At 56.0% G+C, this 12484-nt stretch carries 6 protein-coding genes; all 6 read left to right on the forward strand.

Translation table 11 applies throughout. The annotated features are described in order from the left end of the window. The first annotated feature begins 182 nt into the window (after positions 1-182). A complete protein-coding gene (hsdR, locus tag BUB57_RS02795; RefSeq protein WP_234951957.1) occupies positions 183-3524 on the forward strand; it encodes a type I restriction-modification system endonuclease in 3342 nt (1113 codons plus the stop codon). Next, positions 3521-4996, forward strand: coding sequence for an HsdM family class I SAM-dependent methyltransferase (locus BUB57_RS02800; protein WP_073061652.1), 1476 nt, complete (start codon positions 3521-3523; stop codon positions 4994-4996). The genes hsdR and BUB57_RS02800 overlap by 4 nt, the downstream gene beginning before the upstream one ends. Beyond that, on the forward strand, positions 4993-6474 hold the full coding sequence (locus BUB57_RS02805; RefSeq protein ID WP_073061655.1) for a restriction endonuclease subunit S: 1482 nt from the start codon (positions 4993-4995) through the stop codon (positions 6472-6474). The genes BUB57_RS02800 and BUB57_RS02805 overlap by 4 nt, the downstream gene beginning before the upstream one ends. Continuing rightward, on the forward strand, positions 6471-7526 hold the full coding sequence (locus BUB57_RS02810; protein WP_073061658.1) for a PDDEXK family nuclease: 1056 nt from the start codon (positions 6471-6473) through the stop codon (positions 7524-7526). The genes BUB57_RS02805 and BUB57_RS02810 overlap by 4 nt, the downstream gene beginning before the upstream one ends. A 540-nt stretch (positions 7527-8066) precedes the next feature. Continuing rightward, positions 8067-10358: a P-loop ATPase, Sll1717 family gene (locus tag BUB57_RS16435; RefSeq protein WP_143159585.1), complete on the forward strand. Its 2292-nt coding sequence runs from the start codon at positions 8067-8069 to the stop codon at positions 10356-10358. Between the two features lie 467 nt (positions 10359-10825). Continuing rightward, positions 10826-12481: a YecA family protein gene (locus BUB57_RS02815; protein WP_073061661.1), complete on the forward strand. Its 1656-nt coding sequence runs from the start codon at positions 10826-10828 to the stop codon at positions 12479-12481. Positions 12482-12484 lie beyond the last annotated feature (3 nt).

A 12484-nucleotide genomic window follows, 5' to 3' on the forward strand; every position in this document is an offset into this window, starting at 1 on the left:
GATTGTCTGGGTTGCCGCTGCTCATCGTCAAGCCAAACGGTGAGCGACAAGGCGGTGGCTACTCATACGTGCTTCGCGGCCCAGGAGCTGGCGCGCTGTCATAGCGCCATCTGCTGGACTGGGTGGATATCCCATTGCTTTTGCAAGACGATGATCGCAGAACATGTGTCATGGGACAGTCTGTGAGCAACTTTGATTTTCTGGGGTGCCTGGATGGTGAACTGGCCAATCTGGGGCGATTGGCCGAAAGCTATTTTCAGGACGACCCAAGCACGAGCCTGATCAAGCTGCGGCAGTTTGCCGAGCGCCTGACACGCCGCCACGCAGCGCTTGTTGGCGTTGACCTTCAGCCGGACGACACGCAATCTGATATTTTGCGACGTCTGAAGTATGAGCGGGCAGTGCCGGAGCGTGTGCTCGATGTCCTGCACCATATCCGCAAGCTCGGGAATACGGCGGTTCACGAGAGCAGGGGCGATCACCGCGAAGCACTTGCCTGCCTCAAGATGTCAGTGCAACTGGGGGTTTGGCATATCCGAACAAGCACGGCGGATCGGGGTTTCTCCGCAGGCGTCTTCATCCCGCCACAGCCGCCGTCGAACCCCACTGAGGAATTGCGGGATGAGTTGTCGCGGCTGCGATCGGAAAAAGATGCAGCGCTGACAGTTGCGCAGAAGGCAGAGGAAGCGCGACAGCAGGCCATGCGGGATGCCGAGAGCGCGAAGGAACGCCATCAGCGCGAGGTCGAGGAGCGAAAAACCTGGGAAGCACTGGCACAGGATGCCGATCGCCAGCTTCAGGAATTCATCGCCGAGGCGAAACAGCAGGCGCCGGCTACCATGGCGTCCTTCGTCCAAGCTGCCAACGAGGCCGCAGGTGCCATCGACCTTGATGAGCAAGCGACCCGCGCGCTGATCGATCAGCAACTGCGGGACCGCGGATGGGAGACGGACAGCGTCGATCTGCGCTACGGTAAGGGAACCCGCCCCGTCAAAGGGCGGAACATGGCGATCGCCGAATGGCCCACGGCATCAGGCCCGGCCGATTACGCCCTGTTCGTAGGGGAAACCTGCCTCGGAATTGTCGAGGCCAAACGGTACCGCAAGAACGTTTCTGCTGCGGTAGATCAGGCCGAGCGGTATTCAAAGGGTTTTGTCTGGGCTGCCAATGCCTACAGCTGGGTTGATGGGTTTGTGGTGCCGTTCGTATTCGCTACCAACGGGCGTCCCTATTTGAAGCAGGTGGAGACCGAAAGCGGCATTTGGTTCCGTGATGTCCGTCTGGCTAACAATCTGCGGCGTGCGTTGATGGGTTGGTTCCGCCCGGAGGAACTGCTGTCGATGCTTGAAGTCGAAAAGGAGAAGGCACAGGCAGCCCTGCACGCACGCTCTTTCGATTTCGGCTTCCAGTTGCGCCCATACCAGAAGGCTGCAATTGAGGCCGTCGAGACCACGCTTGCCTCCGAAAGGCGGGAGATGCTGGTGGCGATGGCCACAGGCACAGGGAAGACCAAACTGGCCATTGCCATGCTTTATCGGCTGCTGGCTACCAAGCGTTTCCGCCGCATCTGTTTCGTGGTGGATCGCTCGGCGCTTGGCACCCAGACCAGCGACGAGTTCATGAGTACGGCGATCGAAGGGCCGAAGGCCTTCGGCCAGTTGTTCGGGATCAAAGGGCTTGAAGATGTAAAGCCCGATCCCGAAACCCGCGTGCATATTTGCACAATCCAGGGGCTGGTGAAACGGGTTCTCTATAACGCCGATCCTGCCGATGTGCCCCCGATTGGCCAGTATGACCTGATGGTGATCGACGAATGCCACCGCGGGTATCTGCTCGACCGGGAAATGTCGGACGCAGAGCTGAGCTTTCGGGGGCAGGATGATTATATCTCCAAGTATCGTCGGGTTTTGGAGTATTTCGACGCGGTCAAGATCGGCTTGACGGCCACGCCTGCGTTGCATACTGCGCAGATTTTTGGTGATCCGATCTATACCTATACCTACCGTGAGGCAGTGGTGGACGGCTGGCTGATTGACCACGAGCCACCGATCCGCTTCCAGACCGCGCTGGCCAAGGCCGGAATCACCTTCGACGTGGGCGATGCTGTCGAGGTATTGGACAGCCAGACGGGCGAGGTGCAGAATACAGTCGCCCCTGACGAATTGAACTTCAAGGTAGAGGATTTCAATCGCAAGGTCATTACCCAGCCTTTCAACCAGGTCATCGCTGAAGAGCTGGCAAAGCATATCGACCCAAGCCTCGAGGGCAAGACGCTGGTCTTTGCGGCAACGGATGCCCATGCCGATATCATCGTGAACGAACTGAAAAAGGCTTTTGCCGCGCAATATGGTTCGATCGAGGATGCTGCGATCCGCAAGATTACCGGCAGCGTGGACAAGGTGGGCACCTTGATCCGGTCGTTCCGCAACGATGCCTTCCCGCAGATTGCCGTGACAGTTGACCTGCTGACCACGGGCATCGACGTGCCCAAGATCACAAACCTCGTGTTCATCCGCCGCGTGAACAGCCGTATCCTCTACGAACAGATGCTCGGCCGGGCGACACGCCGCTGCGATGAGATCGGCAAGGAGGTATTTCGGATCTTCGACGCGGTGGATCTTTACGCCACGCTGCAGGACCTGACGCAGATGAAGCCTGTCGCCAGCAATCCGAAACTGACCTTCGAACAGCTTTTCGACGAGTTGGCGACCGTCACTGAGGATGACCAGCGCGAACTTGTTCGCGATCAGGCGCTGGCCAAACTGCACCGCAGGCTGCGGAAGCTGCCCACCAAGGTGGCACAGGCTGTCGAGGATCTGACCGGCGAGACGGTCGAGCAGCTCTGCGAACGCCTCAAGCAAGGCCCCCCGGCAGAGGCCGCCGCCCATGTCCGGAAATTCGCCGATCTTGGCAAGATCCTCGACTGGAACCCGGATGGCACAGGGCCGATATGGATTCCGATATCGCATCACGAAGACAGCATGCACGCGGTCACCACGGGCTATGGCGAATACGAGAAGCCCGAAGACTTCCTCGATACCTTCACCTCCTTCGTGAAGAACAACCAAAACCGGATTGCCGCGCTCTCGGTCGTCGTTCAGCGCCCGCGCGACTTGACGCGCGCCGAGTTGCGCAGCCTGCGCCTCGAACTCGACAGGATGGGCTTTTCCGAAACCAGCCTGCGCCGGGCCTGGAACGACGCCTCGAACGAGGACATCGCCGCCTCGATCATCGGCTTCGTCCGGCAGGCAGCACTCGGCGACCCGCTGGTCCCGTTCGAAACCCGCGTCCAGTCCGCAACCCGCACGATCCTCGCCAAAGGGCGATGGACCGAACCACAAAAGCAATGGCTGCGCCGGATCGCCGAGCAGATCACGCGCGAAATCGTGCTTGACCGCGACAGCATCGACCAGGGCAACTTCGCCGCCCATGGGGGCTTCAATCGCCTCAACAAGGTCTTTAACGGTCAGTTGGAATCCATCCTGCACGATTTCAACGAAGAACTCTGGAAAGTCAGCGCATGAGCCCGAACACCAATGACATCGTTGCCAAACTGTGGCGCGAGGCGAAAACGCTGCAAGGCGCCGGCATCTCGATCCTGCACTATGTCAACGAACTGACCTACCTGCTCTTTCTCAAGATGCTCGAGGAGACCGGGCAAGCCACGCTCATCCCCGCCGCCTATAGCTGGTCCGAACTGGCCAGGGCCGAAGGCGGTGATCAGCTTCGCTACTACAAGAAGCTTCTGCTTGATCTTGGTGACCCCGAAATCGTCCACAACCCGATGGTTCTGGCGATCTTCACCGATGCCGTCACCCATCTGCGCGAGCCCAAGGACCTCAAGACGCTGACCACCAATATCGACAGGATCGACTGGTTCAGCGCGCGCGAGGACGGCCTTGGCGACATGTATGAAGGCCTGATGCAAAAGGTCATGTCCGACAGCAAGTCGAAGGCGGGCCAGTATTTCACCCCGCGCGCGCTGATCGACAGCATCATCCGCCTGATCCAACCGCAGCCGGGTGAGATCGTCCAGGACCCCGCCGCCGGCACCGCCGGTTTCCTGATCGCCGCCGACCGCTACGTCAAGGACGCGACCGACGACCTGTTCACGCTGTCCGAAGACCAGGGTCGCTTCCAGCGTCGGCAGGCCTTTCGCGGGCACGAATGGGTGCCCGACACCCACCGCCTTTGCGTGATGAATATGCTGCTGCACGGCATCGAAAGCCTTGTCGGCTGCGAGGATAGCTGCGCCCCGCAGGGCGAAGCCCTTGGCCGCGCCGATGTGATCCTGACGAACCCGCCCTTCAACAAGATGCCGTCGAACGTCAACCGACCGGATTTCACCCTGACGGCGGGCGAGCGCGTCGGCCCAATGCCCTTCCTTGAACATGCTATCCGTATGCTGAAGCCGGGCGGGCGCTGCGCCATCGTCATGCCCGACAACATCCTGTTCGGCGACGGCACCGGCACCGCGCTGCGCCGCTTCCTGATGGTGAACTGCAACCTGCATACCATCCTGCGCCTGCCGACCGGCATTTTCTATGCCCAGGGTGTCAAGACCAACGTGCTGTTCTTCACCCGCGTCACGGACAAAATCTATCCGGCCGATCACGCGACACAGGCGACCGAGGCGGTCTGGTTCTACGACCTGCGCGGTAACATGCCGTCCTTCGGCAAGACCAACGCCCTGACCGCCGCGCATTTCAAGGAATTCGAAGCGCTGTTCGGCCCCGATCCCCTTGGCGGTTCCACGCGGGAAGAGGGCGGCGAGGCCAGTCGCTGGCGCAAGCTGACGCGAGAGCAAATCGCCGCGCGCGGCGACAACCTCGACTGGACTTGGCTGCGCGATGAAAGCAGCGATCCCGAGGATGAAATGACCGAGCCGGACGAGATCGCCGCCGCGATCATCGACCACCTGCGCGCCGCGCTGGAAGAGATCGAGGGATTGACCGAGGAACTGGATGCCACGCCGATGGTGGAGGCGGCGGAATGAGCTTCGGTGAAGATATCGCGGCGCTTGTTGAAAGGACAGACAGCGCATTGGTTCAGAAGGCAAGTTGGTGGTATAGGGTTCCGCTTGGGCACGTATCCGAAATCCTCAACGGTTATCCTTTTCCCTCACAGCACTTCAGCAGTGAACACGGGGTGCCGTTGATTCGGATTCGAGATGTGACATCTGGAAAGACCGATACAAAATTTTCCGGAGATATTCCTGAAGGATATTGGATCGAAGAGGGAGACTATGTCATCGGAATGGACGGTGATTTTAACGCTCGAAGGTGGAGCGGCAAGCGGGGCTTGCTCAACCAACGGGTGTGCAAAATCATGGCGGATAGGAGATTTCTGGATATAGAATTTCTTTCGTTCATCTTACCCGGTTACCTGAAGCTGATTAATGACTACACGCCATCAGTAACGGTTAAGCATCTATCGTCACGAACCCTTCAAGCAACCCCCATCCCTCTGCCCTCGCTCCCCGAGCAGCGGCGGATTGTGCGCAAGCTCGACACCCTCAGCGCCCGCACCACCACCGCCCGCACCCACCTCACCGCCATCGAAAAGCTGGTGGAGCGGTATAAGCTGGCCGTGCTCAGATCAGCTTACGCGGGCAATCTCACAGCCGATTTTCGGGAAGATAGTGTTCTTGAACCTGTTTCAGCCTTGCTCAAACGAACACCACCTCCGCAGCAAGGGCGCGGTGGCAGGCAAGCAACGACCGAGGTGAAGGCAGGACAAGGTGGCATCTCGGTCAACATCCCCGATGTTAACCTGCCCGAAAAATGGGAGTGGGTTTCTCTGCTCCGCATCGCCCGGCAAGAAACGGGCCACACGCCAAGCCGCTCCCGTGACGATTGGTGGGGTGGAGATGTGTGCTGGATGAGTATTCCCGACGCGAATCTTCACCATGGACGGGTCATCTCCGATACGATCCAGAAGACAAACGAACAGGGCCTGGCCAATTCCTCAGCGCGCTTGCTTCCGGCAGGAACTGTTGTGCTGTCGCGGACAGCGTCAGTCGGTTACATCTGCATCATGGGTCGAGAAATGGCGACCAGCCAAGACTTTGCGACATGGACCTGCACCGACGCCCTTCTGCCTGAATACCTGATGTATGCTCTGCTATCGGAAGGCGAGGACATCAAGAAATTTGGCGAGGGATCGACACATACGACGATTTATTTCCCCGAGATCAGGGCATTCCACATCAAACTCGCTCCCCTCGACGAACAACGTGAAATCGTCCGCCGGATCGAAACCGCCTTCGCCAAGATCGACCGCCTCGCCACCGAGGCCGCAAAGGCCCTGAAACTGCTCGGCCGCCTCGATCAACGTATTCTGGCCAAAGCCTTCGTAGGCGAGCTTGTCCCGCAAGACCCCACCGACGAACCCGCCGAAGCCCTCCTCGCCCGCATCCGCGAAGCTCGTGCCGCCACGCCCAAGGCCCGGCGTGGCAGAAAGACCCGCGCATGACCTCACTGTATCAGATCCGGGACGGCCAGTTGCGCCCCGCCACCCGCCGCGCGCTGTCGAAGGAAGAGATTATCGAAGGCTGGGTCGCCGCGAATCCCGGCCTTGTCGGCATCGACGCCATGATCATTGGCCGACAGGTACCGACCGACCATGGCAAGTTCATCGACCTTCTGGCCATGGACGCCACCGGCGGGCTGGTCATCATCGAGTTGAAAAAGGACCGCACCCCGCGCGGAATCGTCGCGCAGGTACTGGATTACGCCTCATGGGTCAGAACCCTGACGACGCCCGAAATCTATGACCGGGCCGAGAAATACTTGGGAACACGCCTGGCCACTGCTTTCCTCGACCGTTTTGGCGAGGCGATTCCGGAACGGCTAAACGCCAGCCACTCCATGCTGATCGTCGCCAGCGAACTCGACCACGCTTCTCGCCGGATCGTGGAATACCTGTCTGAAGAACATGGCGTCGCGATCAATACCGTCTTCTTCAACGTCTTCGAGGTCGATGGCCAGGAATGGCTGACGACCGACTTCCTGCTGGACCAGGAAGCGGTGGAAGAGCGCTCGGAACGCAAGGTCCGCGCCCCATGGTCAGGCTATTACTTCGTCAATGCCGGTCTGGGCGAACATCGTTCCTGGGCAGACATGAAGCGATATGGGTTCATCTCGGCTGGAGGTGGCGAGTTCTACTCGAAACGGCTATATCAGTTGGGCGTGGGTGACGAGGTTTTCGTCTATGACAAGGGCAATGGCTACATCGGCTATGGAGTCGTGACAACCGAGGCCCGGCCTGCGGCCGAGTTTATGACAGCTGACGGGCTACTCTTCGACCAACCGCTGTCCGAACCCCGAATGAAGCGCCTTGGCGAGCCGCAAGAAAACGCAGAGCACGCCGTCGGCATCGAATGGCGCAAAACGGTTGATCCGTCCCAGGCCAAGCGCTTCAAAGGAGCATTTGCGAACCAGAACATTGTCTGCAAGCTACGGGATGAAGCGACAGTGGATTTCCTAACAGAGCAGTTCGAGGTCACTCGACCAACTATGACGTAAGGGGCGGAGAGCCGCCTGACGGGACTGCGGCATTGCTACCGCAGCAAGTCTTAGGAGCAGTCGTTCGGGCGAACCGCCGCGAGATCACAGTCGATTCCGCCCCGTGGGGCGGAAAGCGGCCTGTCGGCAGTGCGGCATGGCAGACGCAGCGAGACTGAGAAACCGGTCATTCAGGAAGCGCGCCGCACGGTCGGTTCATGCTGGTCCTCGGAGGCAAGACGGTAGCGCGGTGTTGCAGAAGTAGTAATTCGGAGAAACTACTATTCGCCCGAGTTGCAGCGAAAAGTCAGGCGCATCGGCCAAGAGGCCGAAATCAGGCCTGCGACAGGCCGGATCTTGCCATAATGGACGCATAGACTTTGGGGCTATGATAACGCATTAACTTTGTGAATGAAAGAGTCCATCCGTGATTAGCCTTAGAGGGCCACATACTCGACTTAGACACTTAGCGATCTACAGACCTAAAGAATGATCTTGATCTGCCACACATCTCCATGGAAACTCTTGACTGAGGCTAGGCACGGGGGGCAGCGAAGCAGCATGAACACGAAAACAGCATTTTTTGCCTATCCACAGGCCTTCCCTCTCGTGAGGGATGCCATCAGGGGAGCATCTCAGGCGCTCACGTCAGATAGTGTTTCTATTAAACCTTGGGAGGAGATGAACGTTCTTGGCTTCAAGCTCGACAACTTAGTTCGAGAGAATATCGATTCGGCCGACTTTCTCGCTGGCGACATAACATACCCAAATCATAATGTATTTTATGAGATGGGGTATGCTATGGCACGGGGAAAGCCTGTCCTCCCGACGGTGAACTCCGCAATAAAAGATGCAGTGGAATCCATTAGGCGGCTTGGGATTTTCGACACAACAGGATACGCAACCTACAATAATGCCGATGAACTGTCCCGGACTTTATCATCGTGGGAGAAGTCCTCTTGGTTAAATCTACAGGCTGTTAGGAGAGATTTTTCCCAACCACTTTTCATTTTGGACACGCTCAAGAAGACAGATTTTAGGAACTGGATATTTCACGCAATTAGCGAGTCTGAACTTAATTTCCGCTCATTTGATCCCGCAGAAGTTCCGCGACTGACTGCATCACAGGCGATTACGGAAGTTTCTGCTTCCGCGGGAGTCGTGATACCACTGATCTCAAGCGATCTTGTCGATGCCGATCTGCATAATCTAAGAGCCGGTTTTATACTGGGTATAGCTCATGGCTTCAATATCGACACTCTGGTAATTCAGTATGAAAATGGGCCTGCCCCTCTCGACTACCGAGATTTTGTTAGAAACTCAACAAGTCGCATCGAGACTCTTCGACACGTATCGGAATACTGCCAAGAAACGCTTGTCCGAAACCAGCGGCCCCAGGCGAGACATCACGGACAAAAGAATAGTATACTAAATAAGATTGACCTAGGCTCGTCGTCGGCTGAGAATGAAGCAAGTTACCTAGATCAGTATTTTGTTGAGACAGCGGAGTTTTCTCGCGCGCTCCGTGCCGAAGGCGCCATTGTTACAGGAAGAAAGGGTTCCGGGAAATCCGCAATATACCTTCAGGTGTTAGAAAGTCATCGGGAAAGCGGCCCAAAACGATGTGTCGTCGACCTGAGGCCAGCGTCTCACGATTTAAGTGAAATGCGTGAGGCCCTTCTTAGCGTTATGAGTGCCGGGGTATTTGATCATACAGTTGCTGCATTTTGGCAGTATATTATATACTTCGAGATCATACTAAAACTCAGGGAGATGGCCCTTCCGAAATCAAAGGTTAATTTTGAGCTACAGAAGACGTTGGCCGGTCTCGAAGACAAATTTTCCCTTAGTAACCAAGTGGTTTCCGGTGACTTCACCTCGCGACTAAAAAGTGCGGTCGACAAAGTCATCCTGGCAGCAGCAAACTCAAAAAATCCTGAGACTCTTCGCAGTGAGCTTACGAACTTCATGTTCGAGAGCCCGATTCCGGCACTTCGAGATGCGATTGTTGAACTAAAGCAGCATTTCGACAGCATCCATATCCTCATAGACGATCTCGATAAGGGGTGGCCAGCGAAGCGCGTCGAGGAACAAGATGTTCTTATAGTTAAGCACCTTATCGAGACCCTTCAAAAGATCCGTAGGGAGCTTGCAAAGAGGGACATTGAACTACAACATCTGCTGTTTCTTAGACGGGACATATACGAGCGGCTTGTCGAGCTTACATCGGACCGCGGAAAGTATAATGTGATCAACGTTGACTGGTCGGATCCCCTTCAGCTCGAAAATCTAATTTTGACAAGAGTAGCGACTTCAGTTGAACCAGACGAGGAGTATCACGCATGGGAGGCTCTTAATGCACCGATGCCAGGGGGTGGCGCAATACGAAGGCTGATCGGGTCATCGCTAATGCGACCAAGGTTTCTGATTGATCTTTGCGAACGAACTCTTTCGTTCGCTATTAATCGTGGGCATGAGGTTGTTGAGGAGAGTGATGTAGATAGCGCTGTTGAGCAGATGTCTCTGTATCTTGTGTCGGATTTTGGGTATGAAATACGAGATGTCGCAGGTACGCCAGATGACATATTCTACCTGTTCATTGGCTCTCCTGAGAAGATTAAACCGAGCGATTTAGATACCATCTTGTCTCAGCTCGATATCGGAATTCCTCAGTCAGAAGTCGTGGATCTGCTGCTCTGGTATGGCTTTCTGGGAATTATCGCTGCCAATGGATCCAAGGTATTTATTTACGATCGAGCTTACGACATAAGGCGACTAGAAGCTGAGCGGAGATCGAGAGGCAATAACCTTGAGTTTGCCCTAAATCCGGCATTCTTAAGTGGACTGAGATGATGATGTATGTCTGCCATGTTGGCGATGGTTCTGCCGCAACACTCGACCAGTGTTGAAGTTAGGGATCTTCTACCTCGCGTCTACAGGTGCATCGACCAGCGGCTATTGGCCGGAGAGTTATAGATATGAGATCATTATGCAATTGATGATGGGTGGCATTAACGGGAACGGTTACAGAGAGGGGCGGAAAGTTGACGGTCAGCTCGAATCGCCGAGCTGACCGCTGCGGGCGGAAAGCGTAAATTCGCCGCAAATGCACCTGTGATACGGGAATAGCTTCGAAGCAGGCATTGGGCAGGGTTGAGCCAGAAATACAAAATGAAGTTGGGAGTTCCTAGGCCATTGACGGCGAACGTGCGGGCACACTAGCACTCAGGAAAGTTGTTCCCACGATGTTCATGCCGGCGTATCATGTCGCTCGGTAGTATTCAAACGGACCTACAGGACACACCATCAGGGCCTTCACGTTGGCAAAAATCGGGCGCAACCATCCCTGCCCATGCGGCAGCGGCAAGAAGTACAAGCACTGCCACGGGCGACTCGCTGGCAACGCGTTTCATCCCGGTGCCGATGATGCCTTCGAAGCGAAACTGAAGGAGCTTGAGGCCGAGAATTCCCAACGCCAAAAGCAACAAGGGCTCGGCAAACCAATTATCTCAACCGAGTTTCAGGGACAACGCATCGTCGCCGTGGGGAACCGGGTCTACTACTCGCCCAGCTGGAGAACCTTTCACGACTTTCTACGTGAGTATATCTTCATGTTGCTCGGGAGAGACTGGATTGAAAAGCAGCGGACAAAGCCACCTATAGAGCGCCATCAAATCGTGCGCTGGTTTGATCAGGCTATGGGCGACGCGCGAAAGATGGCCGTAGATAAGAATGGATTTTTTTCTGGCCCCATGACTGGGGCGCAACGGGCGTTCCTGAACCTTGCGTATAACTTGTATCTCATTGCGCATCATTCGGAGCCGGGGAAGGCCGAAGCGATCCTTCAAAGCTTTGTCCATCGTCTCAAGAGCGCAAGGACCGACGACTTCATCGGAAAGCTCTTTGAAACGTATGCCTCGGCGGCAATACTAAAGGCCGGGTTTGAGATTGAGTACGAGAACGAAAGGGATGGAAGCGACAGCCATGTGGAATTCATTGCAACGCATCCACAAACCGGGCGTCAGTTTGCAGTTGAGGTGAAAGCTCGAAATAGAACTATCGGCATGGACGGGCCGATCGATGACGCCAAGCGCCTGCGTGTCGGGCAAAAGCTGGCGAAGGCGCTTCGCAAGCGCGCGGACCATGAGAGAATTGTCTTTATCGAGGTCAATGTTCCTGATGTCGTCGGAGAAGACTATTCGGGAACGTGGGTCGAGTCCGCTCTTGAACAAATAAAAGTAGCAGAGGATTACCTTGATAGCGATGGGAAGCACTATCCCCCGGCCTATGTCGTTGTGACAAATCATGCCTACCACAACAATTTGGAAGCGGCAGGCATCGGTTTGCAGGCAGTTGTAGACGGATACCGCATCGCGGACTTTGGCATTGGTGCTCAGGTCAGCCGTTTCAAGGATTACCTAGAAACTCTTGAGCGCCACAAAGAAATCCTTGTCTTGTTCGATTCACTGAAAGAGCACAGCCATATCCCAATCACGTTTGACGGGGAGATTCCAGAATTTGCGTTTAGTGAAGACGATGAGTACCCAAGACTGCGAACTGGGCACGAGTATATGATTCCGGATGAAAGGGGTGACCTGGTTCCCGGCGTGTTGGAACAGGCCATCGTCATGGAATCGTGGGGAAACGCTCAAGGCGTGTATTGCCTGCAAGACGGTCGGCGCGTCATGGTCTCGCATGAACTAACAGAGCGGGAATGGGCCGCATGGCGGCGACATCCAGAAACTTTCTTCGGGATACTCGAGGAAAAGCGCGCGGAACCAAAAAACTGGTTGGAGTTGGCCGAGTTCCTTTACCGATCCTACAAAGAAACGAACAAAGAACGGCTTCTGGAATTCATGGCCGGGGCGGGAGATTTCGACGAACTTGCGAGGATGACGCAGGACGAGTTGGCAATTGCCTATTGCGAACGTACCGCGTGGTCTGCATGGCATCAAACCCGCAAAAATGCCGAATGACCA

Origin of the sequence: Paracoccus solventivorans (genome assembly GCF_900142875.1) — a bacterium.
Lineage (GTDB): Bacteria > Pseudomonadota > Alphaproteobacteria > Rhodobacterales > Rhodobacteraceae > Paracoccus > Paracoccus solventivorans.